The organism is Bradyrhizobium sp. UFLA05-108, from assembly GCF_059803455.1.
This window is the reverse complement of record NZ_JBANAZ010000014.1, coordinates 24177-51142: the sequence shown is the minus strand read 5'-3', so window position 1 is coordinate 51142 and position 26966 is coordinate 24177. Positions and strand designations below refer to the sequence as shown.

The following is a 26966-nucleotide window of genomic DNA, read 5'->3' as shown; positions in this document are numbered from 1 at the left end:
GGTCAAGCCTGAGCGAGCCGGCGCTCGAGATAGCGGGTCGTTCGTGACAGTGGATAGCAAAACAGGAAAAACCACAGCAGGATCAGGAGATAGATCGCCACTGTGAACTCGGTGCGCCGAACCGCCGTGGAGGCATCATTGGCGGTGTGAAGCAGGTCCTGAACGCCGACGAGCGCAGCCAGCGCGCTGTTCATCGCCACGGAGGCGCAAAGATTGGTCCAGGGCGGCAAGATGCGGCGGAAACTCTGCGGAAGGATGATCCAGCTCAGCGTCTGCCAGCGCGAGAAACCGATGGCCGCTGCCGCTTCCCATTGTGTTGCCGGGATCGACTGCACCGCACCGCGCACGAGCTCGGCAATATGCCCGCTTGCCGGCAGGGCAAGGCCGATGGCGGCCTTGAGCCAGTCCGGAAAGGGAATCGTCGTACCAAGCAGGCGAAACTCGAAGGGAATCGTATAACTCGCCGCAAACACGACAACGAGGTACGGCGCGTTGCGAAATACCGTCACGTAAAGCGCTGCAGGCCAGCGCAGCCAGCGTCGCGGCGAAAGCTCGGCCAATCCAATCAGCGTGCCGGCAAGGGTTGCGGCCGACACGGCAATGAGCGTGAGCGCCACGTTGACGCCAAAACCGCTCGCGAGCAGCGGAAACCACTCCAGAAGCGTATGGGCTGAATTGGGGAACGCGACGCCGAACAGCAACGATCCCCCCAAGGTCGTGATCGCCACCCACAGCCAGCCGGACATTGCGGACGGCCGAACGACCGGATCCGGCCTTAGGCCGGCAAGCGTGCCGTCAAAGGCCATGACTTGCCACCCTCAATTGTCGCTCGAGCCATCGGCCGGCGAGCGAGACCAACAGGTTCAATCCGCCGAAGACGGCCAGGATCAACACCATCAGCTCGATCACGTTGTCATGGGCGGTCCAGATCATGATCGAGGCATAGACGATCTCGCCGACGGCGATCGCCGAGCCGATCGAAGTCAGCTTCACGAGGTTGACCAGGTTGTTGATGATCGACGGCAAGGCGACGCGAAAGGCGAGCGGCATTTCGAGCTGCCAGAACAGCTCTCTGCGGCTGAAGCCAAGCGATAGCGCCGCCTCCAGCGTCGTCAGCGGCACCGCCTCGAGACCGGCGCGCAGCGACTCGGCATGCAAGGCCGCGATGTGAAGCCCGGCGACCGCCACGACCCAGAAGAACGGCGTGAGCGGATTGCGCTCGACGCCGCCCAAGGCCTGGCTCACCAGCATGTTCAGCACCATGAAGGCGCAGTAAAGCTGCACCAGTGTCGGCGTGTTCCGTGTCAGCTCGATGAAGGCGCGCGTCGGCCAAACCAGCCACGAACGCGACGAGGTGAGCGTCGCCACCAGAATTGCTCCGCCGACCAGGCTGACCGGGATCGAGCAAAGCACCAGCAGAACGGTCGTGATCACGCCCTCGTTCCAGATCGGGCGCTCATAGCCGTCGAGCAGGAAGCCGTAGTTGAGACCGGCATCGCGAGCCCATCGGACCAGGAGCGCCAGAGGCTCGTCGACGAACCAGCCAGTGGATGCGGCTATCATGACTTGAAGCGTGCATTCGCCTCGCGCAGGAAGTCGTCAATCGCGAGCCCGTTCTTCTCGGCAATGCCAAGAATGAAGCCCGAGCCATGCAACTCCTTCAGGATCGCATCGATCCGCGCCTGGATGTCGGCCTCTCCCTTGCGGACCCAGACCACGCCATCGGACGGGATGAGATCGGTAGCAAGCGGCAGCTCGAAATCCTGCCATTCCTCCGCCCTGTCCTTCACCAGCGCACGCAACGTACCGGCGACATGCACGGCCGCGACGCAATTGCCGCCCTTCAGGGCGAGCAGCGATTCCGGCTGGTTCGGATAGCCCTTGACCTGGGCCCCGAACTCCTCGGCCAGCGGCTTGGCGTAGTTACTGCCCTGGGACACGCAGACCGGCTTGCCCTTCAGATCGCTCCATTGCTTGATCGCCGCGCTCTTGCGGGCCAACAATGCGCCCCCGACCCTGAAGAAGGGCGTCGGGGCAAAGTTGAGGATCTCCGCGCGTTCCGCTGTCCACTCCATGTTGGCAATCAGGGCGTCCACCTTGCCCTGCTGGAGGAACTGCACCCGGTTGGGCGGCGTGACCGGCACCAGCGCGACGTTGGCGCCAAGACGACGGCCGATTTCCCGCGCCAGGTCGATGTTGAAGCCGAACTCTTCCTTCGTCTTCGGATCGATGTAGCCATAGGGCGGCCCCGAAAGGATGACCCCGAACGTGATGGTTCCGCGTTCCCTGATCTTGTCCGATGTCGCATCGGCCTGTGCGGCGACGGGCAACAGCAGACGGCAAGCGGCGACCAAGGCTGCCACATGCAGGCAGTAACGGCGGATTCTCATGCTGCTACAATCGTTCGGTACGAGGAGTTTTACCGCGCCGGGCGACTGCAGCGTCGGCCCCGACGGAATCCATCCGATACGAGATGAGGCTGTTGGAGCCGCAGGCCCGCGCGGCCGGCTGCGATGGGTTTAGCGAGCGACCGACGCAGTGAAAAGCCAGGGCGCGCAATAAGAAAAGATCTCACTCTCATGAGTGCTGCTCAAAAATATCCTGCCACATTTCATCTGGATTTCAGTCGAAATCTTTCGGAAGGTCGTCCGATCATTTCAGCTTGCGCGCGAGAAACGGACCGACGGCGTCGAGCACGGCTTCGGGTTGCTCTTCCGGTTGAAGATGGCCGCCTGGAATCGCCCACCCATCGACGTCGGTCGCCCAACTCTTCCAGATCCGAAGCGGCGTATCGGTCTCGCCAAACCTGCCCTGCTCCCACAAAACCAGCACCGGGCAATCGAGGACACGCCGGGCGGCGCGATCGGCAAGATCGTGCTCATGGTCGATGCCGGCACCAGCGCGATAATCCTGCATCATCGCATGCCGCACCTCCGGTCGCCGGAACGCGCCCCGATAGATCGTGCGGGCCTCGTCCGTCACGGCGTTCAAGTCCTTGGCCATTCTTCGCAGCGTCCCGTCCAGGAAGAAATCGGGATCGCCGGCCAAAAGCCGTTCAGGCAGATCGTAGGGTTGCGCGAACAGGAGCCAGTGATAGGCGCCGAGTGCAAAATCCTTGTCGGCGCGCGCCCAGACCTCGCTGGTTGGGATCACAGTCAGGGATACGAAAGCGCGCACGATTCCGGGATTGTCCAGCACCAGCCGGTAGCCGACCCGAGCACCACGATCATGTCCGATGACGGCGAAGCGATCGAACCCGAACCGCTTCATGACCGCGAGCTGGTCGCGCGCCATCGTCCGCTTGGAGTAAGCCGATGCATTCGCCTGCTGCGGACCGCGACTGTCGCCGTACCCCCGCAAATCCGTAGCAACCACGGTGTAGTCGCGCGCCAGAACCGGCGCGATGCGATGCCAGGCGACGTGCGTCTGCGGATATCCGTGAAGCAGGAGCAGTGGAGGACCACTCCCGCCGATGAACGCAGCGATCGTCGCGTCTTCAGTCTGGACATCGAGGCGTTCGAATCCTTCAAACATGGCAACCGTCCTGTCATCGTTCGACAGATGCCTTGTTAGTCGACCTGCACGCGGTCCGCCAGAGATCAACCAGCTCGACTAGCGGAGAGAAGGCCCGATGCCTCCGTTCACGAAATCAGCAATCTCTCGCAACGCGTCGGTCGCCTCGGGAAATAGTCCCAGGAAGGCGTGCCAGACGTGAGGAAGCTCCGGCCACGTGCTCAGGTTGCCCCTGACGCCAGCATCCGCGAGCAGCGCTGCGAATTTCCGGCTGTCATAGGCGAGCGTCTCGATCGCGCTCACCTGCAATAGCGTCGGTGGGAAACCGGTCAGAAGCGCGCGCGGTGCACGAACCGGCGAGACGCGATAGTCCGATGGATCTCCGTCCGGACCGAGATACGCGACGATGGCAGCTGCCAGAGATTCCGCCGTCGCAACCTGGTCGTCTATCCCGGCCCGGTCGGCCGGCGACTGGTTGTCGAGCGTGCCGGCGATCAGCACCAGGCGGTCGGGCACGCGCGCATCCCTGGCGACCAGTTCCAGACAGGTTGCCGCCGCCAGATTCCCGCCGGCGGAATCGCCGACAAGACTGAGATGCACCTGCGCCTCATGCCCGCTTTGGCGGTGCGGATCAGGTCCATGGAGCGAAGCCCAGCGGAAGGCGGTGACGCAATCGTCCAGGCCGGCAGGAAAACGGTGCTCGGGAGCCAGACGATAATCAACCATAAGAATGGCAGCGCGGGAGAGCCTTGCCAGTGTGCCCGCCAGGGCTCGATAGTCGCGAGGACAACCGCCAACCCAGCCGCCGCCGTGGATGTAGACCAGGCGATGCGCGGGATCAGCGCCGGGCGCAAGAATCCACTCCGCCGGCACCCCACCGGCATCGACAGGTACAACCTCGATGCCGGTGAGGTCTGGTCCTGTACCAACGTCGCCATAGCGCGGCATCAGGGCCCTGATGACGGCAACGAATTGCAGGAGCGGATCAGAGATGCCGGCCAGATCGGCCGATGCAGCCAGCCCGGCGAGATGAGCGAAGGCCTGCTCGAGTTCCAGCGAACGTTGACGCTGCGGGGTAATCTGATCCATCGGATGCTCCATGGCTGCCATGTCGCTTCCAAGCGTAGCCATTGGCCCGTGGTCGCGCGCTGACCGAAACATGCAGATTGGGGGGACAAAAGCGCTCAGAGACGCAAGCGCTGCCCATCGATCCCGCCCGGAGGTGAATTGCGACCCTTCCGGTTTGCCCCTAGAATCGGCACCACAGCTCGACGGTTGTGAGGCTCCATGTATCAGCGCATGCCATTCGACTGGATTACCCGGCACGTCAGCGGCGCGGTTCGCCAAGGCCTGCCGTTCGAGCAGATGATGGCGGCATCACTCATCGACCTGCGTTACGGCGACAACCGAGACGTGGTCGGCCCCGCGCAATATCTGTTGCTGTGCCTGAACACCGCGCTCGGGGTCAGCGATGCGGCCCACGGCTTGACGCGCAGCCGCATCGACCCCGCCTACACCGCGCTCGGGTTGAGAGTTGCCCTTGGCTGCGCCACGCTGGAAGACGCGATCCTCTCGGTCGGGCGGCTCTATAGAACCGCATCCAGCGCCGTCCAGATCGAGCTCAAAACCACAAGTGACCTCGCGATTCTGAATGTTCGCGCTGACTCGGCGCGGGACGCGGATGCCGTGTTACTCGAGGACATCTACCTCAGCTGGGTGTTCATGCATTGCATGTACTTTCTTGGAACGGCAATGCCCGTCGTCGACGTGACAACCCGCGATGCCTTTCACTTCAATCTTGGCCGGCGCCACTTCGCCCTCGGCGCCCCCGTGCGCCACGGGCCCGTCACCGGGATGCGGTTTGCGCGCGCTTTGCTCAGCAAGCGCGGCTCGGGCCGGGCCGGGGCCAACCCGCACTGGGAGTGTTTTCGATTGTGGCTCGACTTTGTCGAGCCGCGAGAGCAGTCGTCAAATGGCTGCGGGGATCTACGCGAAGGCAGCCAGCTGCGGCTGAAAGATCTCGCTGAGAATGCCGACGTGAGCATATCCACCCTGCGGCGACGGCTGGCAATTGACGGCGGATTTCGTCACGCGCGCGAACGCACCTTGGCTGCGGCTGCGATCCGCCGCCTACGAGATACCGACGACAGCGTCGAAGCCATTGCAGCAGAACTCGGCTATTCCGACGCCAGAAGCCTGCGCCGGTTCCTGAAGGTCACAACCGGCACTACGCCAAGCCAAGTTCGCGCCGAAAGCGCCTCCCCGCGCGACGGCGACGGTGCCGTTCGGCTACGCCTGCAAACGCTTGGAGCAATGATGGGAGCCTGACGAACGGGAACGCCTTACGGCGTCCCATCGATACTGCACACTCCGACGCAACCCGGCGAGGCGAAAAGTGCCGCGACACACCGCGTGGCATGGTCAACGCGCCCACGGAGGAAGCGCTTCGTCACCCCTTGCGCTTGCGACCGCGAGCAGGATGTCGGCCAAAGCTCTTGGCTGGGACATGAACGGCGAGTGTCCGCTGTCGATATCATAAACTTTGGTCGGGTTCTTGAACGCGAACGCGTCCGCCTCGCGAATGAACCTGTTTTGCAACGCCACGGGCAAGGCGTTGTCTTTTGATGTCCGGATGTAGCTGCGCGGCACGCTTCCCCAATTGGCAAGCGTTCGGTGCGTCAGCGCCGCGAAAGGCTGGACCGGATCATCGGGCGTGAGCAGATTGGCCGCTGACTGGAAATCGGGCAGATCAACGTCATTGTAGAGAGCAAGCTTGAGAGCCGCGATGTATTGGGGATCGGCGCTACGCATGTCCATCCTCACGCATCCGGTCTTGGATGGATCGCCCAGCAACAACGGACCAAAGGCGGACGCGGCATTTTCCGGTGCGCTGAGATAGCTCAAGGCCGAAGTGCCGTCGCTTGGCATGAATGCCGCCAGATAGACGACATGCTGGATCTGCTTTGCGTGCTGCTCGACGACCGCGGTCGTCGTTACCCCACCCATGCTGTGCCCGACAAGAATGATGGGTCCCCACCCCGCTTTGCTGGCGTAATTGATGCTGTCGTTAACGGCCGCGACATATTGGTCGAGCGTGACTCCGGCGAGGGGAGACACTTCAGTCGAGAACTTCGAGAGATCGATCGGCCGCTGAAAATAGCTGCTTGGGAATCGCGCGCTCAATCCATGGCCCGGCAGGTCCGGCGCGATGACCGCGTGCCCTGCCGCGCTGAGCAGTGGCGCGAGACGCTCCCAATGGCCGGACGAGTGCCAGGAACCGTGGACGAGAACAAAGGTCTTGCCCTTCGTGGCCGGTACATTCACCTCTGCGGCTCCCGCCGCGGGCGACAAGACGAGCGACGGCGCCATCGCGCCCGCAGCGAGCAGATTTCGACGATCAAGCAACACGCCCTCCTGTTCTGTAGCGTTGGAGACTCCGGCTCCAGGATGCGGTCGCTTTCATCGGTGAAGATGCAGCTCCCGTCGGACGTCACGGTAGTTCGCGCCGCGCGCGGAAAAAGACGGCGGCGGCTAATTCAGTCTTCGTGAAACGTGAAGAATTGGCCCGACCGCATGCATGGAGCGAAACGTCGACCGCGCGTTGGGAACGCTGCGGCCGGCTGGCGATGGGTGATCGCGATGGAAACGGGCGCCGAGACGCCGGATAACTTGAAAGTCAGGCGGAGCCGGACCTGATCCGCTGATCGCTTCGCGGTGATCCCTGGAGATACAGCGCCCGGAGTGCAAGGTCGACGGTGCGCTCCAGATCGGCCAACTTCGCAAGTCGTCCAGTGACCCGCAATCCCTGCCCGAAACTGTAGAGGAACAGCGCGGCATCCGCCGGATCGATCTCCGGCGAGATCTCGCCGCTCGCCTGCCCGTGCTCGACGGCAGCCCGCAGCAGATCGGTAATCTGCTTCATGCCGGCGCGAATTTGCGCTGTCAGGTTCTTGTCTTCCCGCCTCAGCTCGATCGTGGTGTTGGTGACGAGACAGCCACGCGGGCCGGATGCTGTTGCCGAAACGTAGGAATAGTGCAGAAGCGCATCACGCAGTCCCGCGTACGGGCTATCCGCGTTTTGCAACTTATCCCGGAAGCGTTGACCGGCTTCATCGATGTAGGCCTTCAGCGCCGCCGTGAACAATTGATGCTTGTCACCATAGGTCGCGTACAGGCTGTTGCGATGAACGCCGGTTGCCTCGACGATGTCGGCAATCGACGTCGCATGATAGCCGTTGTCCCAAAACGTTCTGGTGACGACGGCGAGCACTGTCGCTTCATCGAATTGCCGGGGGCGCCCTGTCGTCACGGTCTTGCTCCAGATCCTAGTCCGCAATGTCGATATGGCTGGTCTCCGGCAGGAAGAAAAGCCCCACGAGAAAAGTGGAAGCTGCAAACGCGATGGGGTACCAGAGACCGAAATACATGCTGCCCGATTCCGCATTCATTGCGAACATCGTCGCCGGCAGCAGACCACCGATCCAACCAGTTCCGATCTGGTAAGGCAGCGAGATGCCGGTGTAGCGGATATTCGTCGGAAACAATTCGACGATCCCGGCTGCCGCCGGCCCCTGGGCCATTTGTGCCAGGAGGACGAGCGCGAGCAGTAGCCCCACAACCTGCAGCGAGCGCGGTGCGAGCAGGTCTGCAATGCCTGATAGCCGCAGCAAGTCACCGTCGCCGGCTGCGGGATAGCCGGCCTGCCTGACACGCTCGGCGATCCGGGCTGCGAAATCGGGACCCGCCGCGACGCTCGCACCATTGATGTTGACGAAGGCCGGCGTTCCGGCCGGTTCCTGCACATTGCGATAGCTCACTGACGCGCGAGATAGCGTCGCCTTGGCGATATCGCAGGAGCTGGTGAACTTCGCGGTGCCGGCCGGATTGAACTGGAATGCGCAGGTGGCCGGATCGGCGTGAACCTCGACAACCACGTTAGCCTGGGCATGGTAGAGCGTCGGATTGGCGCGCTGAGCAAGGGCGTCGAAGATCGTGAAATAGCCGAGCGCGGCAATCGCACATCCCGTCAGGATGATCGGCTTACGACCAATGTGGTCGGACAGCCACGCGAAGAACACACAGCCTGCCGAGCCCAGGATCATGGCGGTCGCGAACAGCAGGTTCGCCGAATAGGCGTCCACTTTCAATGTCGAGGTCAGGAAGACCAATGTGTAGAACGTGCCGGTATAGCCGAGCACGGCAGTCGCGGTCGTCATGCCGAACAAGGCAATCAGCGCCAGGCGGACATTCTTCCAGCGGCCCAACGCCTCGCGCACCGGCGCACGCGATTGGCGGCCCTCGGCCTTCATCTTCAGAAAGGCCGGACTCTCGTTGAGTCGGAGGCGAATCCAGAGCGAAAGCCCAAGGAGAAGCAGCGACGCGAGGAATGGAATCCGCCATCCCCAGGCCTTGAACTGCGTGTCGTCGAGCACGCTCTGCGTCAGCAGGATGACGGCCAGGGACAACAGCAGGCTGAAAGCGATAGAGGCCGGAATCCAGCCAGTGTAGAAGCCGCGGCGACCGGGCGGCGCGTGCTCGGCAACGTAGATGGCGGCACCGCCAAATTCGCCGCTGATCGCGAGCCCTTGCAAGATTCGCAGGCTGATCAGAATGATGGGCGCGGCGATTCCGATCTGGTCGGAGGTCGGCAATAGGCCGACGATCAGAGTCGAGCTGCCCATGATCGCAATCGTCGTCAGGAAGATGTATTTGCGGCCGATCAGATCGCCGAACCGGCCGAACACCAAGGCGCCGAACGGGCGGACCAGGAAGCCGAGGGCGAAGGTCAACAGCGCAAAGATATTGCGGGTTGCCTCATCGAATGGACTGAAGAATTTTGCGCCAATCGTGGTCGCCAGCGCGCCGTAGAGAAAGAAATCGTACCACTCGAAGATCGTGCCGACGCTGGAGGCGAGAATGACCCGCCTTTCCTCTCTGGTCATGGTTGCCGTCTGCACATGCGGCGCTGCCACATCAATGGTCATCATCAATCCCTTTCACATACGGTGGACCGGCAATGGGTGTTGTGAGCACGGCGCAATTGCTCGGCTGAGGACAAGGCGACGGCCCCAGGACGGAGCTCAATTCCAGACCGGCCTGAAGCAGCGCGTCGTCATGACCGGACGGCGCTTCGAGACATAGGCCAATCGGCAGGCGCGCTTCGTTGAGGCCTGCAGGCAATACAAGGGCTGCACCGCCCACAAGGCTCAGCGGAGCGACATTGCGGGCATAGGCGACGTTGGCCGGCACGATCTGGCCATTGATCTCTGCGTCGGGCGCAGGTGAGACGCGCTTTGCCCCTTGCAACGGCGCAGGCATCAGCAGAACCGGATGCATCAGCGCGTCCAGACGATGAGCGGCGAAATGGCGGCCATAGATGGTCACGAGTTGCTGCCGCCGTGCCAGGGCATCCGAATAGTCCGCAGGCAAAGTTGAAAGATCACCCGACCCGAGATGCAGGTCTTCGCCAAGCCGCGCAGCCAGCGCCGCCATCGTGACTGCAGGAGCGTGTTCCGCGAGATAGAGCTTCAGCATCTCGGGGGCCTCGTGGGCGATGATGGAGGCCGCCGTGCCTGGGACGAGTTCACGCAACTCGGGAATGTCGGTACGCACGATCTCTACGCCGGCTGCCGAGAGGCGACGGACCGCGTCAGTGAATATTTGCTCGACCTCGCGGTCGAGGTTGCCGAGATAGTAGGAAGGCACGATGCCGATGCGCAGCCCGCGCGATGAGCTTGGCGCAAGCGACCGCGCGCTCGCAGAGGCATGCAACACATCATCGAGCAGCCTGATATCCGCGACGGTGCGCGCGATGAGTCCTACGGTATCCAACGTACGCGCAAGCGGCATCACGCCGTCCAGGGGATAACGACCAAGCGAAGAGCGATAACCGACGACCCCGCAGAGCGCGGCCGGAATACGGATCGAGCCGTTCGTGTCGGTGCCGAGCGCCGCAGGCGCCATCCGGGCAGCGACCGCGGCCGCGCTGCCGCTGCTGCTGCCACCAGCGATACGATCCGAAGCATGTGGATTACGCACCCGACCGAAATTGGGATTGTCGCCCGTCCATCCCATCGACAATTCGTGCAGCCCGGTCTTGCCGAGCACAATGGCGCCGGCGCGGCACAATCGATCGACGACCAACGCGTTACCGGCCGGCCGATGGTGCCGCAGCGTCGCAGTACCTCCGCTGGTCGGCAATGCGGCGGTGTTGATGTTGTCCTTGATTGCGATCGGCACCCCATGCAGCGGGCCGAGCCGCCGTCCGCAGGCACGGTGGCGATCGGCGGCCCGGGCCTGCTCGTACACCGTCTCCGCATCGATCGAGACGAACACGTTGAGCTGCGCACCTCTGTTGCAAGCCTCGAGCAAGGCTTCGGCATAAGCCAGGCTCGTCACGTCCCCCTCGCGGATTAGCCGCGCGGCCTCCGAGAGCGGCAGCTCTGACAGCTGAGCCTCTCGCTCGGACGGAAGGACTGAAGTCCTCGGCATCGCCTCCGATCCCGACATCTCAGCGCCAAACCGCAGCCCCACTTGCGTCGGTGCCGACATAGTGAGGCGCACCACCGGATCCGTCGCCAGTCGCTTCCAGCCCAGCAATCGCAATCGCGCGCGCTGGCTTGCCAGCGGTGCCAGCAAGCCGTTTGCGCTTGAGCGTCTGGTTCGGCTCCGAGTGGTAATAGCGCTCGATCGCCTCCACATCCGGAAACTCGACTATGACAAGCCGCTTGGGATGCCAATTGCCCTCGATCGGCCGATAGTCGTTTCCGCGCACCAGGAAGCGGCCGCCTGCGGCGACGACGTGCTGCGTCACCTCACGCTCGTATTCGTCCAGGCTCGGTCCGTTTTCCACGTCGAGCTCAATTACGAAGTAGGCAGGCATCTCTTGCTCCTTTCAGCTTGCTTTTAGGAACGATCGTTCCTAAAATAACGCGACTAGTGACCATTTGTCGACTTCATCTATGGTTCCGCGGCTGTCACCCTCTAGGACGACTCGCCGCCTACGCTTGCAATGATTGGCGCCGGATCTGCGCGTGATAGGTTGTCAGCCACGATGACCTGCACCGCAGCCGGATCGACCGTGTGGAGATCCCCGCGTCCGACACGGGCCGCCGCCGCCGCCGCCGCCCCCATTGCCATGCACGGACCGATGACGCGGATGGCCGCCAACGCAAACGGCTCTGCGTCGACGCAGCGGCCGGCGGCGATGAGATTGCACACGTCCGCAGGAATCATGCACGACAATGGGATCCAGGTGAGATGGCCGGCCGGAAATTCCTCCCAATAGACGCCCTCCTCGCTCCCGTGGAATTCGATCGGCCAGGCACTGCGCGCGATCGCGTCCTCGGGCCTCCTGCTTTCACGAACATGGGCGGTACGAAGCGTGCCTCGGCTGACGATGCAGCGCGTCTGGCGGACGCCAGGCTGGCCAACGCTCCGGATCCGGGACTTGCCAAAGGCTGCGGGAAACTCTTCGGCGAGGAAGCAAAGCGCACGATCGATGTCATTGCGAGCGTCAAGCGCCCGGGCCGTCATCGCCACCGCGTCGAGCGGGGTTTGATAGTGGTTGAGATTGACGAGGCAAACATCGCGGCCAGGAAAAGCAAAGACGAAACCATCTCTGCGACGAAGGCCGTAAGCCTCTGCGCGATCGTGGAGTCGAGCGATGATTTCCGCGCGTGGCGGAACTGGTTGCCCGACATCCTCGATGGCAAACATGCTGGTGCCGTAGACCGGAACGTCCGCCGCCTGCAGCCGCGCACCCGCAAGAGCAGCCACGACGGCATCGCCGCTGGCATCGATAAACGTCTCGGCCGCGACCTCAACAGCGCCATAGCGCGTGTGGGCCAACAACCGCTCTATTCGATTGCTAACGCGAGAGACCGATTGAATGACGGCGCCAAGGATCACGTCAATCCCGGCGTGGCGCAGAGATTGGGCGTAGACACCCGCCAATTCGGTCTCGTCGTAGAGAGCAACGAGGCTGTTCCGCCCGGATCGGAACGCCAAGGCACCGCGTCGTCGCAATTCGCGCAGTACATCATCCGCGAAGCCGTATGTAAGTTGATAGGGCGCGGATCCGGTCGAATAGAAGCCGCAGAAGGTTCCGATCAGCCCGTTCACGGACTGGCCGCCGATCTCAGAAAGGGCATCGAGCAGGCAGACTTGCAGACCCAGCCGACTGGCTTCGATCGCGGCCGCGATACCCGCGGACCCGGCGCCAACGACGCAAACGTCGGCGCTGATGGCAACCGCTCCCAACGGCTCCGCAATAAGTTCGATTCTGCGAGGCTCAATCATTTCGAACGACACGTCCACTCATCAATACGCGGCACGTTTGCCGCGCCATTCACGGCGAAACTAGCGGAAGGTCCGGGACCGGATAAAGCCCGGCTCGAGAAACTCACAATTCGCGGAGCGTGAAAGATGGATACGATTGCAACGATGCGAGCTTTCGTTACCGTCGCGACAACCGGGAGCTTCACGGAAGCGGCTCACCTGCTCGACTTGGTACCCTCGGTCGTGACGAAACGGGTCATGCAGCTTGAACGCATGCTAGGCGTATCCCTTCTGCGCCGGACCACTCGCAGGGTTATCCTTAGCGCGGCGGGTGAGTATCATCTGCCCCGGTTTACAAACGTGCTGGCGGCCCATGATGAGGCCATCACGGAAGCGAGGAAAGGCGTGGAGCGACTGTCCGGGCCTCTCGTGGTCAAGGTGCCAACCACGCTTGGTCACCTCCGGCTGAACGAAGTGATCTACGATTTCGCGAAAGCGCATCCCGATGTGAGCGTCGAGCTCCTCGCAATCGATGGCGCAATGAATCCGGCGGCGGAAGGCATCGATATCGCAATTACGGCTTTCCCCGACAGCTTCAATGGAGTGGCCGACGAGTTCCTCTGCCCTATACGGCGAGGCCTATATGCGAGTGAACGGTATTTGGCTGGTAAGAGCGAGCCGTGTCATCCTCGCCAACTTACGGAGCACGAATGCCTTGCCTATCGGCCTGCCGGCTTCACATGGCCGTTTCGTGACAGGGCCGGCCCTGTCAGCATAGACGTCAAGCCCCGCCTGTGCAGCAACGACATGACCATCCTGCTTCAAGCAGCCCGGAACGGCATGGGGATCGCCCTCCTCAGCGACTATGTCGCCGCTTCGGCTGTCGAACGTGGCGAGATCGTCAAAGTGCTGGGGAATTTCCCAATTCCCGATCTCTGGATCAAAGCGCTGATACCGCTCGATCGATTGGACCGATTGCCGACCGCAGCCTTGTTCAAGCACATCAAACAAAATTTTCAGGCTGAACAACAACTTTGATCGCTTTGATGGTTGTTCGTCGGCTGCTTAGCGACTTAGCCGCCGGCGAGCGGACGCAAGCCTGTTGAAACACCATTGGCGAACCGCATTAACCATAGGCGCGCGGCAAGACTGGCATATCCGAAGGAAAATAAGCATATCTAGAGGGCTTCGCAGCAAGCGCGAAGCGGATAAGCGGCTGCCGCCCGGTGCGCTAACACCGAACGACAGCCTAACCACAACCGATTGTAAGGAATCGATCATGGCTAAGTTTGACTATATCGTTGATTCGGCGCCGCTGGCGTCTCTCTCTCTGGTACTTCGGGTTCGGTCCAGTTTGACTCGCACCGGGGGCATGCCCACCGCCAATCCGGTGGCAATGGCGACCGGCACGACCTGCCCCATCACCCACTTGTTCATCGGCTAGACCAGATCGCGAAGTCCGACGTCGTATGACGCAAAGGCGCCACACGGACCGACCGCCTTCGGCATCAGCTCCCGATCACGCTGCAGATGCAGTGCATTTGCCTCGACGTGAGGGCGCAGATCGAAAGCCCGATGGAGCAGCACGCCTTCACTGCGATGATCCGCTGCGAAGGTGTGGCGCCTCCCTGATCTGGTCCAGTCTTGCGACGTTGGCCTCGTGATCTCTCAAACCAGAGAGAGATACACAATGTCCTTATTCTTCAACAATTACTCCGTGCAGCCCGCCTGCACCAGCAACGTCCACCGTCCGATGGGCGGCATCGCCGGCCTCCGCGAGGTCCACGATGACGTCGGCCGCCTCACCGTGTCGGCCTTCCCGTTTGCGATGGTGAAAGACATCTCATTCGCGCATGCCGCCGTGCCGGCCTGCTACATCCTTGCCGATCATGCGATGGCCTATATCGGTGAGACCGGCAACGCGGGTCGCAGGCTCTCCGAGCATTTTGGCGACCCCTCGAAGGCGTTCACCCGCGAAGTTTACGTCATCTCGGGCTATCAACGCGCCTGGTTCGACAAGACGGCGGCCATCTACTTGCAGCACCGCCTGACGCACATCGCGGAGCAGGCCGGCTTGGTCGACATCATGAAGGGCGCGAACCCGCAAGTGCTGGAGCTCCCCAGCCACAAGCGTGCCTCGCTCGACCAGTTCGTCGAGCACGGCGAGCGTCTGCTGTTCGACGCCGGCTGCCGCGTACTCCGTAGCAACTTCGCGAGCCAGCGTCGCAGGCTGGAAACGACCGATGCCGACGTGGCGATCGGGCCTGATGACACCGGGCCGATGCAGATCGACGTGACGGACTTGCCCCGGTTGGGTAATGAGCTCGAGCTCGACTACTGTGATGTCTGGGCAAGAGGGTACCCGGTGCGCGATGGCTTCGTCGTCGCGGCTGGATCCGAGGTGCGCAACGTTGTGAACGCCAGCGTCAACCCGATCCTGCACACCCGTCGTGCCGAACTCACCGCGGCCGACGCGCTGGCCGCGATCCCCGGCATCCAGGACCGGCTGCGTCTCCGCGTGGCCGTCATGTTCCCCTCGGCCGCGATCGCGGCGAAGGTTGTGACTGGCGCGCACGTCAGCGGCGGTAAGTGGGTCAATCCCCGCTACCCTCAACCGATCTTGATCGCGGGCTGAGGGATCAATCATGTCGAAGGACACGAAATTGCCGGCGCGCGAGCGCCGGCATCAGCGGCTCGCTGTTCAGACCAGCGATGATCCGGTCTGGAAGATCTCCAGGCCGACCATTTCCGGGTGGCCTTTTACCGCTCAGGACTTCCCGCCGCTGGCGTGGTGGCGGACGCTGCCCTCCAGTCTGCTCCGCGACGCCGAGCATCTGCTGGTGATCGGCACCCTCGAGACCGTCCGTGTGATAGATCGCCACGACGAGTTCGCCGCGGCTCTGAGCGGCGATGCCGCCGCCGCCGTCGGGGTGGCACTCTCGGTGCTGCCCATTGATCAGCTGACACTGACTGTCGACATCGCCATGACAGCACTGCTGCGGTGCGCCCTACGAGGCGACGCCGCGGCAACTGGTGTCCTTGCGAACCTTCTGCTCCGCGCCGGTCTCGATCGTCCACTCGCAAATGCGTTGTCGGCCTCATGGCATACGCGGGTTGCCAGCGATGGCTTTAAAGTGGTTTGCCGGCCTCTCCAACGCCCGGAAGTCGACCGGATCTCGATGCTGGATGCAAGCAACCACTTGACGGAGAGCAGATCATGAGCGCCTCCAATGAAGATGGCGAGGCCATCGATCTGCCGGCGGCGGAAGACGCGATCTCGACCGGGGCAGCCGCGGATTCGTCCGATCTGGATGAGCGCCTGACGACGCTGCCCCGCCTGCTCCGCTACGCAATGCTGGTCAAGGATGGCTCCTTGCATATCGAGCAGCGTCTGGCTGCCGAGATCGACGAGCTTTGTCCGGGGCTTCCGCAGACGTTGCTTTGGACGATAGCGATGACCGCGGACACCGGGCTCGCACTGGCGGCCGAACTCGACCGACGGGCAGTCAGTCTCGATCAACCTGTCCTGCGCAGCCTCTCGGACTGCGTCCGCCTGTTGGCGCTTCCCTTGCCGCGCAGCGCCGAGACGTTTGACGACTATCGCAGGGTTGGGAAGGCGTTGGTCGAAGCTGTCCGAAAAGCCTATCGCCATGCCGGCGAAGATCTGCGCTGCGATCTCGAAGAGATGACCTATGGCTGGGCAGCTTTGCCCGCCTGCACCGATATGCTCTCAAAGCACGTCGGCGCCGCCGAAAACGCGAGCACGCTCGGGTCCATGATGGTCGAGCACCGGATCGTCGCTGCCAAGTCGGCCGTGCGCCGCAAGCTGAAGGAAGCCGAGGAGGAGCGCCGGAAGCAACAGGAAGCCGAGACCACCGCCACCAATCAGGAGCAGAAGCCGTCAGGGACTTCTTCACCGGACCATAGCGTCGTAGTGGCGCGACTCACGCCGGAGGAGATGAAGAACCCCAAGCTCAAGGACATTCTGGGACCGTTGAAGTCCGTCGTTAACGTCCCTTTGCCGCTGGTGGAAGCGCCTCCGCTGCACCATGTGCGCAACACTCTTCTGCTGGAGTTCCCATACGCGACCGAGGCGATCGATTTTGCGCTGACGGATCTCGTCGGGCGTACGACAGTCCACTTGCGTCCGCTCCTGGTTGTCGGCGAACCTGGCGGGGGCAAGAGCAGGTTTGTGCGGCGCATCGGCGAGTTGTTGGGCGTCAGCGTGTGGCGCACCGACGCCAGCCGCTCGGACGGCGCCGCGTTTGGAGGCACGGACCGCCGCTGGTACTCGGCGGAACCATGCCACGCATTCCTCGCAATTGCGCAGGGGCGCATCGCAAATCCCCTTGTGCTGATCGACGAGATCGAAAAGGCGGCAACTCGATCCGACTATGGTCGTCTGTGGGATTGCCTCCTCGGCTTTCTCGAGGCCGAAACGAATTGCCGCTACCCGGATCCGGCGCTACAGACCAATCTCGATCTGTCGCAGGTCTCCTACGCCGCCACTGCCAACAGTCTCGATCCTCTGCCGGTACCGATCCGCGATCGCTTTCGCGTTGTGAGCTTCCCCAAGCCGGCGGCGAAAGATCTGGACGCGTTGCTTCCGGCTGTGATCTCCGACCTCGCGAAGGAACGCGGTCTCGACCAGAGCTGGGTCACGCCGCTCGACGGCGTGGAGCGCGAGGCGATCGCGAAACACTGGCCTGGCGGATCGGTCCGGCGCCTGCGTCGTGTCGTGGAAGCGGTTCTGCGGGAACGCGATATCCGCGCTACTAGGAACTGATCATGATGGAACAAGGCGACGGAAAGACGAGGCCGCCATTGCCGCGGCCTCCGCAATTGCGCGGGATAACCCGAGCGCAGGGCTTAAACGACGCAGCCCCGCCCGGTACAATCACGGGCAGTCATCAGAGGACCGCGACCGTGACCGATCCCCAGATCACCTGCCCGAATTGCCGCACCGAGATCAAGCTCACGGAGTCGCTCGCGGCGCCCCTGATCGCCGAGACGCGCCGTAAGTTTGATCAACAGCTTGCCGCCAAGGAAGCGGATTTTGGCCGGCGGGAAGCGCAGCTCAAGCAGGCCAGCGAAGAAATCGCGAAAGCTCGCGAGACCGTTGACGAGCAAGTAGCGGCCAAGCTGAAGGCGGAGCGGTCCAACATCGCAGAAGCGGAGGCGAAGAGAGCGCGTCTCGCAATCGTTGACGAGCTCAGCGCACGCGACCAACAGCTGGCTGACCTGCAGCAGCTCCTTTCGACGAACAACGAGAAGCTGGCCGCGGCCCAGAAGATCCAGGCGGACATGCTCCGCAAGGAGCGCGAGCTCGAGGATGCCCGGCGGGAAGTCGAACTCACGATCGAGACGAAGGTTCAGCAGGCACTTGCCGCTGTGCGCGACAAGGCGAAGCTTGATGCCGAGGACGGCTTCAAGGCGAAGGTTGCGGAAAAGGAAGCCCAGATCGCGGGCATGAACCGACAGATCGAGGAGCTCCGGCGCAGGGCCGAGCAAGGCTCCCAGCAGTTGCAGGGGGAGGCCCTGGAACTCGAATTGGAATCGCTGCTCCGCAATCATTTTCCGCGGGATCAGATTGAGCCTGTGCCAAAGGGCGATTTTGGTGGCGACGTCCTGCATCGCATATTCGGTCCTGGTGGGCAGGCCTGCGGCACGATCCTATGGGAGTCCAAAAGGACCAAGCGTTGGAGCGACGACTGGCTGACCAAGCTCAGGAGCGACCAGCGCGCTGCCAAAGCTGAGGTCGCCCTCATTGTCTCCAGCGCGTTGCCGAAGGACATCGAAACCTTTGGGCTGGTCGACAATGTCTGGGTCGCGGAGCCCCGGTTCGCCGTTCCGCTGGCGATCGTACTCCGGCACGGGCTGATCGATCTCGCTGGCAGCCGTCAGGCTCAGGAAGGCCAGCAGACCAAGATGGAGATGATGTACGGCTATCTGACCGGTCCCCGCTTCCGCCACCGCATCGACGCGATCGTGGAGAGGTTCACGGACATGCAGGAAGACCTCGATCGCGAGCGCAAGACGATGATGCGGCTCTGGGCCAAGCGCGAGGAACAACTCCGCGGCGTGCTTGATTCCACCGCCGGCCTCTATGGTGACCTGCAGGGCATTGCTGGTCGGGCAATGCAGGAGATCGAGAGCCTTGACTTGCTGATGATTGAGGCTAAGGGCGAGGCGGCAGAGTAGACTTGAGCTTCAAGCAGCTTAATCCGAGCACTGATAATACCTGCGACCAAAGCTCATCAGGGCTAGGTGGCTCGAAATCACAGCATGACGCCGCGCTTCACGTGTAAAAGGCCAGTTGATCGAGGGTAAGCAGGGCCTGAAGCGCCCGCACCATCGTATAAGTTTCAGGCGCTGCCGCGCCGTGGCCGACGGCATGGCGCGAACTGGCATTGCCCGTCCGTGCCGCGGGATCGAAGTCAGCGAAGGTATGCGATCTCAAATAATGAGCGAAGGCGGCCGGGAACAAGAGCGTATCCGGGTGCCCCGCCTTTGCCTCGGCCGACGCGACCGCAAATTCCAGCAGCTTCTTGATCCGAGCGGCCTTCCCATGAACCTTGCGATGGGCATCACCCAAAATTCCTTCGATCTCGGTCAAAGCGATTTTGAGCACGGGCACGGCGTCGCCTTCCGCGAAGGATTTCAGCGCCGAGCGCAAGAGCCGTTCCTTGCCGGCAAAATGCGCCTTCGCCATCCATCGGCTGAACATTCGCTCGATCCGCTCAGAGTCGAACTTCGCTAGGATCTTCGCTTCCTCCTCATCGAGCTCAAATCCCGCTTCGTTGAACTTTAGGAGCCCACCAAATTCTGGACCGAGAATTTCTACGAATGGAAACCAGCCTGCGGCGATGAGCCGTGAAAACACGGCCTGGTCGGCGATCGCGTCATAAAGGTCCCGGTACTTCAACCTGCGATGCAGCGTACCAAGGTCGCGCTGCATTTCCTCCACGGAAAAGTCGGCATGCGGATTGAAATCGAAGAAGAGTCCAAAGCGCCAGCCTTCGCGAAAAATGCAAACGACACGATCTTCCTTGCCGATCGGGACAAGAGGAAAGCCCATGCCGGTAACGTCAGCAATGTCGTGCTCGAACACCACCGCCCCGGCGACCATGTCTCGCTTGGCCCTGATTTGAAGTGCGACTGCTGCCGTATCGAGCCACAAGTCGCCCGTGTCGTCCGGATGTACGACCAGGAGGGCAACATCGGCGCGCTTAAGGTTTACGGCGCTTCCGGACTGCCGCGCGACGTATTCGATGTGATTGCTCAGGCCCTCCGCCACGCGGTGAAAGAACTGATCATCCGAAGTGAGGCTCAGCCTTGTGTAGACCTGGATGGTATTCCCTCCGCGGCTGTTTTCCGCGGATACACCGTTCAATTGGAGGCCGGACAGCCTTATAGGATCGGCGATGTTTCGCGCCATGATCCCGGGTGAGCGAGGCTGGTCCTGTTCGGGTGGGGATTCGATCATCGCGGCATTCTAACACGACCCGCATCGATCATCCTTGAGCCTATGGCTCAAAGATCGCGATTCCCGGTACGGCCACATCACCATCGTGGATAAAAGCAACGCTCTGATAAGCACGGGTAATGCCGACATAGACCTCGTCTGCCGACCCAGCGACGTGCTCCGGCTTACCTGTGCGGAGCCATTTGGTGATCCCTCCGTAAGGAATGATCAGTACGCGTTCGAAACCGAGGCCTTTGACCATGCCAAAGTTCTCGGCCGGGAGACCGGCGCCAAATCGCCGATCGAGCCGCAGCACCTGCGGCTGATACCGCCTCCGGTATTCCTCGACGTGGATCGTCCGCACCACGAAGACGCCGTCGTGCACGGTCTGGCTCTCGTTCTTCGATTGAGCTTTGGGGAGATCAGGAAAAATGAGGTCGGCCACATCACAAATCGGTTGTACGCAACGGCGGCTTTGCGCCATGTAAGTGACTTCACAGAGACCGGCCTTCTTCCAGGCTTCGGCTTTCAGAACGAAGCCGCGTCCGCAAAACTTCTTGTTCTTTGTCGAGTAGCTGGTTCGGTAGGTCGACTGGCGAATATCGCCGACGAGTGACATGGCAATGGGAGAACGGAGCAGCAGCTCTAGGACGTCGATGTCAAATCCGGCAAGGTCCTGCACTTCATCAACGAAGATGTTGGCAAACATGTCTTTCAACCTGCGAATGACTTTCCCATCGCTCGCCTCATTGCACAGCAAGGCGAAATCGCCCAGGCGATCAGAGTACGCCTGGTTTTCTCGGTCGCAATAGTACTGGGCGACGTCCGCCTTCTGGACATAGGTACGGGTGGCTCCCTTGGCGAAGTGAACGCCTGCGACCCGCTCTTGATGAACGCAACCTTGATAAGGGCGCACCATCTCGTGAAGGACGAAGGTGTACCACGGATAGATGGTGATCTCCGGCGGCACGCATCCGTTTAGCTCAATCAGCTTGCGCCTGATCTCTTCCACGTTCTTGAGCGTAAACGTGGTGATCGCAACCCGCCGCGGGCGCATCGAAAGCGCCTGCGTCACGATTTCCGTCGTCTTGCCCGCGCCTGCCGACGCAAAAACGATTTTATTCGACGGCGGCATTGATATAACCGGGGAAAGCTATCGCCTCGGCGGTGTCGAAAATCTTGAGGGCAACGTCGGTTTTGTTGGCGGGCTTCGTCATGTACTCGATCAGCTCGTTTGAATCGGCGTAGTCGGTGCCGAGCACGCTGTTCAGGCGCTCAAGGCTATTGGCCTTAAGCATCTGGGGCTCAAGTGTTGGGAATTCTTCGTCGGTATCGTAGCGGACGTGTATGTTACCATCCGCGAGATAATCGGCGTATTTGGCTTTCAACGCCTCGACATCACCGTCGTTGTCCGTGACCACGTCGGTCTTGATGCCGAGAATCTTCGCGATTGCGAGAAACCGTTTGAACGCCAGCCCCTTCACCGAAATCACGTCGACGCCCTTTTCAAGCGGGCTTACGCCGTGCTTTGCGATGAAGGCCTTCTGAACAACAAGCTCATCCGACGGGCCTTCAACGAGAATGCTTCTGCTGCTCAACAGCAGCCGCAGCGTGTCGTGTCCGGGCAGCTTCTTGAAATATTCGTAAGTGTCCGCGGTCAGCGCATCGAGCCTCATGGAATCGCCGTTCCTGAACAGGATGACGTTGTTGATGCCGAGCTTGTTGAGGACAAAGCTTGAATGCGTCGTGATGATGAGCTGGCGCGAACCCGCCTTCTTCGTTATCGCATTGATGAGACCATGCAAGCGGGAAAAGGAAAGATGGTTCTCGGGCTCTTCGATTAGAAAAACGTTCGCGTCGGAGCTATTCTCAAGCGCCAGCTTGATCTTGACGGCGTTTTGTTCGCCCTTGCCGACGAGAGTGATGGGAACGTCATCGAGGCTCGGCATGACGGCGGTTTCCCAGCCGCCTCGCGCCGTTGGATCGAGCGTCATCGAGAGCGTCTTTTCGGAAATTTCCCCGTGGCGCTCCGCAAACTTTGCATTGATCTGCTTGATGCTGTCGTCTGCGAGAAAGAGCTCCCTGAGCTTCCGATAGGCGACGGACAACTGAACCTGCTCTTTCGCCGGCAGTGCCTCCCGAATGAGTCCTGTCACATAGCGGTTCGCACCCGTGATCGTGGTGATGCGGCTAGCATCCACGATGACGGGAGATAGCGGAATTTGGCGCGGCAGGACGGATTTGCGCGCGAAGGACTGGCATACCGCCTGATAATACTCAACCGGGATCGAGCGGACGTCGTCGCGCTTGGCAAGGTATTCCTCATACGCGTCCTTGTACGCGTCGTTGAATTCGATCGAATAGACAATGCCCGGGAGATCCCCTGGCTTCTCCGAATGGTTATCGCCCCTGAACTCGGCGAGTTCCGGAATATCGCTGAAGAACAGCTCGATCGTGATTGCAGGAAGAATTGCGGGCTTTCCGCCACGCAGCGCCGTAAGGTACTCGCGGGTTGCCTGCACGGAAAAAAGAAACGGGTGCAGCTCCTGGGCAAGAGGCCGTCCGTTCAAGGAGCCCGTCAGCGCCAGGCTGATCGCTTCGAGGAGCGTTGATTTTCCGGCTTCGTTGTCGCCTACGAGAATGTTCAGGCCGTCACGGAATTCAATATCGCAATGTGCAAGTGATCTATAATTTCTGATCTTCGCTTTCGTAATGTGCATGCGAATCGCCGCTTCCTCGCGTAATGGGGGCTAGCCGAGATTGTAGCAGGAAGAGTCCAGTTGCAACCGGGGAGCGAGTATGAACGACGACGGCGCATAAGGATAACGTCGTGGTCATCCGGTGAGAGCCCCCTAAACCCCGGACCAGATCGACGACAGAAAGATCGTTGGGACTTCATCGGCTTATCCGCGCACCAAAGCGTTTTGTGAAGGATCGTCGCTTGCTCGCTCTTCGCGGCCGAGGTCTGTTGCTCTGGACCGAGGCATTGGACAAAGTTTGTGCTGTTTCGCGAGGGCGTTCGTCCGTGCTTTGATAGCGACGAGCCCACACCGCACAGAAGCGAATTGCGATGTATGCAAAGAACCTCGCCCGTATTCTTGGGCTGCTGCTTCAGAACAGCGACGTATCCTACAGCGCGCCGCAGGAAATGGATCAGCGATTTGAGTCCTTGCGTCGATACGGCCGACTGCCGCGCGGACGGGAGCGGCGCGAGGAGAAGTTGTCTCCGCAGCATATTGCCGCTGCCGTATTCGGTCTTATCCCGTTGGATTCCGGATGGGCGGGGCACGTGGCTATCATTCTGGACGGGCTACGCCCCGTAGGAGGCCCGGGCGCGTCGTTTTTCGAGGCGGAGACGTTCCGCGACGTGATCGAAACTCTTCTGGCTAATGAACAAGCTCGAAAGAGCTTCATCCGCATGACGTTGACCGTGGCTGAGACGGGCGTGAACAGCAATGGTGGGGCCGAGGTCGTGTATCAGAAGGACGGAGAGAAGCGACGGGCCTATTTTGTGCCGGAAGGCGCAGTCTCGCTGCAATCGGCGGGAAGCGAAGTCGATTTCGATCCGGATCGCGGCCGGATGAACGCACCCGCGATGCGCGAGATGTCGTTCACGCAAGAATTCTTTCGAAGCCTCGCGCGGGAATGCGAGCTGGCCGAGCGCTTCCCTGCCCCTCCCGAGGGCGACGGCTCGGAATACGATACCGAAGACGCCGAACGGAAACGCTACCAAAAGCTCGGCGTGCGCAATAATTCGCGCTTCCTTCACATCGGGGTCGACAACCAGGTCACTTGGCCTAAGGAGGAGCGGCTTATCACCTTCGACCAGTACCAGCTGGTTCTCATGCCGAAGACGAAGGAGCATGTACAATCGGTACACATCGACCTCGTGGCCAACCGGGTTGACGAGCGAACCGCCATGACTGTCATCAATCGCTTCTTAAGCGTGATGGCTTGGTGCGACGACAACTTCGCGATTGCGGGATTTGGCTGGTCGGGAAATCCCGTCCCGGTTCCGGTGACCAAGCGCGACCTCGCCTTCACAACGGCGCACCATTACATCTTCGACCGGAAGATCCCGGGCTCCGAGGAAGCACGACGCGCGCTCGCGCTGTTCCGGGAGGCCCGCAACGCCCAGCAGAACGGTTTCGTGAGCTACGCCGTGCTGAACTATTACAAGATCATCGAAATCCGGAATCACGGCAAGGAAGCGGCGCGTAAATGGTTTCTCGCCAATTTCGAGGCCTTGCGCGCCACCTCCAGCAAGAACGACGACATCACCCGTTTCCTCGCATTGTGCGGCAGCGAACCGCCGCACAAATACATTCACGATTCCTGCCGTATTGCGGTCGCGCATGCAGGCAAGCACTCAAAGTCCGATCCCGATGATGCCCACGAGATCGTTCGCTTGCACACAGCCGCCCGTGTCATGCATCTGCTGGCACGGCGGCTCATCGAGGCGGAATTTGCGATTTCAGATGTGATGTATTCGGGCCAGTGAACGGGAACGACACTGTTCGGTCCGAGATCCGCAAGGATATCGATATCCTGCTTGGCGAGACGCGCGTCATGACGCGCCCGAGAAGCATCGAACGTTGCAACATTCACTGTTAGGCTTTCGTTAGATACCTTGTCAGTCCTGAGAGACTTTGGGCGATCGCGGTAGCGGTCACCCCCCACGCTTCGACCGTGACGGCTGAGAAAACGGCGCAACTTCCTTGTTCAATACCCACGGCAGCAACTGCACCTCCTGGGGCTGCAAGTGGTCCGTCACAACCGGCAGCTTCTCCACAAACTTCAGCAGCGTCGCGATTTCATGCGGCTCGCAATAGCGTTCGCTGGTTTCGCTGTCGCCCCCATGGCCGAGCAGATCGGCGCGGTCCTCTTCCGTCACCAGCTTCTTCTTGAGCTGGGCACCGAACAGGTGGCGGACCGCGTGAGAGCCCAGTCCCTTCTCGGTCACTCCGACGGACACCAGAATGGGTTTGAACTCCTTGTAGAAGCGGTCGCCCAGTGGGGATCGGCTGGAGGGTGAGTAAAGGTCAGGGAAGAGCAGCTTGTAGCCGAGCGCCGTGATGGTCTTGACGTAAGCGACAAAATTCAGCCGGAGCACCTCACTATGCAACGGGATATTCCGCTGCGACTGCGGGTTCTTGACCCGCCTCCGCTCGTTCTTGGCAATGTGGAGGTACGGAATTGAGCCGTTGTCGAGGATGACGTCATCCACCATCAGCCCGCACAGTTCTTCGCGGCGGCAGCCGGTGTAGTAGATGAGGATCGGCACGAAATAGAGCGCGCAGTGAAAAAGCTGGTGGAGGCCATCCGGTCCCGGTTCGTCCAACCTATCCCAAGCCGCGCAATTGTTGAACGGAGGCGTCCGGAAAATGGAGGCAGCCTGCTCGAACGGCAACTTGGCCCTCTCGTCGCGCGCGCGCTTCTTCTTACCCTTGGATCGAAGGTCAACGAGTTTGATCTGGCCGAGTGCGTCGACCCCGCGCGCAACCGCGTGCCGGAAGATCTGAGCAAGGAACGTGAGGTGACGATTGAGCGTATCGCCGGCGATCCCGCGTTCGCTCACATGGCGTGCCAAAGCTACAGCGCGCAACTCGGCGATGCTCCGGCCTTCATCCTTCGGCGATTTGCCATAGCTCTGGTAAATGTCCGATCGAAGGAAGTCGACGAACTTCCCCATGTGATGTTGGCGCAGGGTCTCGATGCTCTCGACGTGCTGGTCCTGGAGCATGAACTTGACGAACAAGTTTGAAATGCTTCTCGCCTGCCGCTGGGTCTTGTCGTCCCAATGAGCATCCCTGGCATGCTGCAGGATGAGTTGCTCTGTAAACTCTGAGAAACGCGCCATGGGCACGGAGTGCGCGGAGCGATCCTCCGTTGCCGGTGGATCGCGTTGGTCGACGTGGCCGGCAGCCTCCGGCCCGAGGATCGGCTTCGGTGGATCGCTCTTCGCGAGGAGCATGCGATCCACAAAGCCCTCATCCTCGACACGGCTGCCTCCGTAGCGACGATCGACCTCGGCCAGCGCAAGCTTGATTCCGCGGAAGTACGTCCCCTGCGCGACGTCAATGTTCATCGCCGTCTGGCCTGCGCCGACTGCATCGACCATGCGCCTGAGAATATGCTGATTGGTCGGGACGATATCCTGGAAGCGGAGCGTCATCAGATGATGTTGCACGGCCTCGATATCGGTTTCGGACAGTCCGTCAGCAGCCATGCGGACGCGATCCTCAGGGCGGACGACGGCAGCCACGCCCTGAGCATCGAGCAGCGCGTAGCTCCAGAAGGCTCGCTTGTCGGCCATCCGTTCACGCTCGAAGTCAAACCCGGCCGAGCTCTTGGCGGCGTGCGAAACCCGATCGAGCTTCGTCAGATGTTTATCGACGACAACGCGGAGCATTGTCTCAATCTGGGACCGTGACAGGTTCAGGTCGGCGCTCTCGGCAAGCATCGCGGCATCTTCCAGGATCAGGTCAAGCTGTACTCCCATCCGACGCGCCACCACGGGGCTGGTCGTTCGGAGGCTCAGAAAAACATGCGGTCGATCCAGGATATTGGCAAGCGCGCGGGGCCGCCGGCGCCGCCAGTAATACACGGCATCACGGCGAAAGATGTGGACAGCCATTTCGAAACACACCCTGTGCAGCAGCAGTGTGTCGCAGAGCTGTGCAGCAGCTCCCCAGCCAGGCCGTTTTTG

General features: G+C 61.4%; 23 protein-coding genes. 8 read left to right on the top strand and 15 right to left on the bottom strand.

Features of this window, described 5'->3' with window-relative positions:
* Window positions 1-2 precede the first annotated feature (2 nt).
* From SO140_RS13020 to SO140_RS13000, 5 genes are all read right to left on the bottom strand, one after another.
* On the bottom strand, window positions 3-806 hold the full coding sequence (locus SO140_RS13020; RefSeq protein WP_498542640.1) for an amino acid ABC transporter permease: 804 nt from the start codon (window positions 804-806) through the stop codon (window positions 3-5).
* Window positions 796-1563, bottom strand: coding sequence for an amino acid ABC transporter permease (locus SO140_RS13015; RefSeq protein ID WP_498542639.1), 768 nt, complete (start codon window positions 1561-1563; stop codon window positions 796-798). Before SO140_RS13015 ends, SO140_RS13020 begins: the two co-directional genes overlap by 11 nt.
* Window positions 1560-2390, bottom strand: coding sequence for a transporter substrate-binding domain-containing protein (locus SO140_RS13010; protein ID WP_498542638.1), 831 nt, complete (start codon window positions 2388-2390; stop codon window positions 1560-1562). The genes SO140_RS13015 and SO140_RS13010 overlap by 4 nt, the downstream gene beginning before the upstream one ends.
* Before the next feature lie 262 nt (window positions 2391-2652).
* Entirely contained in the window at window positions 2653-3534 is an 882-nt protein-coding gene (locus SO140_RS13005) for an alpha/beta fold hydrolase (RefSeq protein WP_498542637.1), read from the bottom strand.
* 78 nt (window positions 3535-3612) lie between these two features.
* Window positions 3613-4602, bottom strand: a complete 990-nt coding sequence (locus tag SO140_RS13000) for an alpha/beta hydrolase (protein ID WP_498542636.1) — start codon at window positions 4600-4602, stop codon at window positions 3613-3615.
* A 198-nt stretch (window positions 4603-4800) separates the two neighbouring features.
* Between SO140_RS13000 and SO140_RS12995 the strand changes: the two genes are divergently transcribed.
* On the top strand, window positions 4801-5841 hold the full coding sequence (locus SO140_RS12995) for a helix-turn-helix domain-containing protein (protein ID WP_498542635.1): 1041 nt from the start codon (window positions 4801-4803) through the stop codon (window positions 5839-5841).
* Between the two features lie 93 nt (window positions 5842-5934).
* Here the strand turns inward: SO140_RS12995 and SO140_RS12990 are convergent, their stop codons facing one another.
* From SO140_RS12990 to SO140_RS12965, 6 genes are all read right to left on the bottom strand, one after another.
* Window positions 5935-6882: an alpha/beta hydrolase gene (locus SO140_RS12990; protein ID WP_498542716.1), complete on the bottom strand. Its 948-nt coding sequence runs from the start codon at window positions 6880-6882 to the stop codon at window positions 5935-5937.
* 307 nt (window positions 6883-7189) lie between these two features.
* The gene (locus SO140_RS12985; protein ID WP_498542634.1) at window positions 7190-7822 is read right to left on the bottom strand and encodes a TetR/AcrR family transcriptional regulator; all 633 of its coding nucleotides are present in this window, start codon (window positions 7820-7822) and stop codon (window positions 7190-7192) included.
* 16 nt (window positions 7823-7838) lie between these two features.
* The gene (locus SO140_RS12980) at window positions 7839-9497 is read right to left on the bottom strand and encodes an MFS transporter (RefSeq protein WP_498542633.1); all 1659 of its coding nucleotides are present in this window, start codon (window positions 9495-9497) and stop codon (window positions 7839-7841) included.
* Window positions 9487-10911, bottom strand: coding sequence for an amidase family protein (locus SO140_RS12975; protein ID WP_498542632.1), 1425 nt, complete (start codon window positions 10909-10911; stop codon window positions 9487-9489). Before SO140_RS12975 ends, SO140_RS12980 begins: the two co-directional genes overlap by 11 nt.
* A 112-nt stretch (window positions 10912-11023) precedes the next feature.
* Window positions 11024-11395, bottom strand: a complete 372-nt coding sequence (locus tag SO140_RS12970; protein WP_498542631.1) for a DUF1330 domain-containing protein — start codon at window positions 11393-11395, stop codon at window positions 11024-11026.
* A 101-nt stretch (window positions 11396-11496) separates the two neighbouring features.
* Complete coding sequence (locus tag SO140_RS12965) at window positions 11497-12825, bottom strand: FAD-dependent oxidoreductase (RefSeq protein WP_498542630.1); 1329 nt, start codon at window positions 12823-12825, stop codon at window positions 11497-11499.
* A gap of 114 nt (window positions 12826-12939) precedes the next feature.
* Here SO140_RS12965 and SO140_RS12960 point away from each other — a divergent pair, with 114 nt between their 5' ends.
* The 6 genes from SO140_RS12960 (at window position 12940) to SO140_RS12935 (ending at window position 18993) form a co-directional block, all read left to right on the top strand.
* Window positions 12940-13830, top strand: coding sequence for a LysR family transcriptional regulator (locus tag SO140_RS12960; RefSeq protein WP_498542629.1), 891 nt, complete (start codon window positions 12940-12942; stop codon window positions 13828-13830).
* A gap of 241 nt (window positions 13831-14071) precedes the next feature.
* On the top strand, window positions 14072-14236 hold the full coding sequence (locus tag SO140_RS12955; protein ID WP_498542628.1) for a hypothetical protein: 165 nt from the start codon (window positions 14072-14074) through the stop codon (window positions 14234-14236).
* Window positions 14237-14482: 246 nt separating this feature from the next.
* The gene (locus tag SO140_RS12950; RefSeq protein WP_498542627.1) at window positions 14483-15427 is read left to right on the top strand and encodes a DUF4357 domain-containing protein; all 945 of its coding nucleotides are present in this window, start codon (window positions 14483-14485) and stop codon (window positions 15425-15427) included.
* Between the two features lie 10 nt (window positions 15428-15437).
* Window positions 15438-16013 carry a hypothetical protein gene (locus tag SO140_RS12945; protein WP_498542626.1) on the top strand — a complete coding sequence of 192 codons (576 nt, stop codon included), beginning with the start codon at window positions 15438-15440 and terminating at the stop codon, window positions 16011-16013.
* Window positions 16010-17578 carry an AAA family ATPase gene (locus SO140_RS12940; protein ID WP_498542625.1) on the top strand — a complete coding sequence of 523 codons (1569 nt, stop codon included), beginning with the start codon at window positions 16010-16012 and terminating at the stop codon, window positions 17576-17578. The genes SO140_RS12945 and SO140_RS12940 overlap by 4 nt, the downstream gene beginning before the upstream one ends.
* Before the next feature lie 140 nt (window positions 17579-17718).
* On the top strand, window positions 17719-18993 hold the full coding sequence (locus tag SO140_RS12935) for a DUF2130 domain-containing protein (protein WP_498542624.1): 1275 nt from the start codon (window positions 17719-17721) through the stop codon (window positions 18991-18993).
* Window positions 18994-19090: 97 nt separating this feature from the next.
* Here the strand turns inward: SO140_RS12935 and SO140_RS12930 are convergent, their stop codons facing one another.
* Genes SO140_RS12930 through SO140_RS12920 form a run of 3 tightly spaced genes read right to left on the bottom strand, consistent with a single transcriptional unit; the run spans window position 19091 to window position 22977 of the window.
* Complete coding sequence (locus tag SO140_RS12930) at window positions 19091-20278, bottom strand: hypothetical protein (RefSeq protein ID WP_498542623.1); 1188 nt, start codon at window positions 20276-20278, stop codon at window positions 19091-19093.
* A 40-nt stretch (window positions 20279-20318) separates the two neighbouring features.
* Entirely contained in the window at window positions 20319-21392 is a 1074-nt protein-coding gene (locus SO140_RS12925; RefSeq protein WP_498542622.1) for a UvrD-helicase domain-containing protein, read from the bottom strand.
* Complete coding sequence (locus SO140_RS12920; protein ID WP_498542621.1) at window positions 21376-22977, bottom strand: ATP-dependent nuclease; 1602 nt, start codon at window positions 22975-22977, stop codon at window positions 21376-21378. The genes SO140_RS12925 and SO140_RS12920 overlap by 17 nt, the downstream gene beginning before the upstream one ends.
* Before the next feature lie 350 nt (window positions 22978-23327).
* Here SO140_RS12920 and mauJ point away from each other — a divergent pair, with 350 nt between their 5' ends.
* Window positions 23328-24758, top strand: coding sequence for a methylamine utilization protein MauJ (gene mauJ, locus SO140_RS12915; protein WP_498542620.1), 1431 nt, complete (start codon window positions 23328-23330; stop codon window positions 24756-24758).
* 168 nt (window positions 24759-24926) lie between these two features.
* On the opposite strand, the gene SO140_RS12910 is transcribed toward mauJ, so the two are convergent.
* Window positions 24927-26894 (bottom strand): DUF6538 domain-containing protein, encoded by a 1968-nt coding sequence (locus SO140_RS12910; protein WP_498542619.1) that lies wholly within the window; start codon window positions 26892-26894, stop codon window positions 24927-24929.
* Between the last annotated feature and the right edge of the window lie 72 nt (window positions 26895-26966).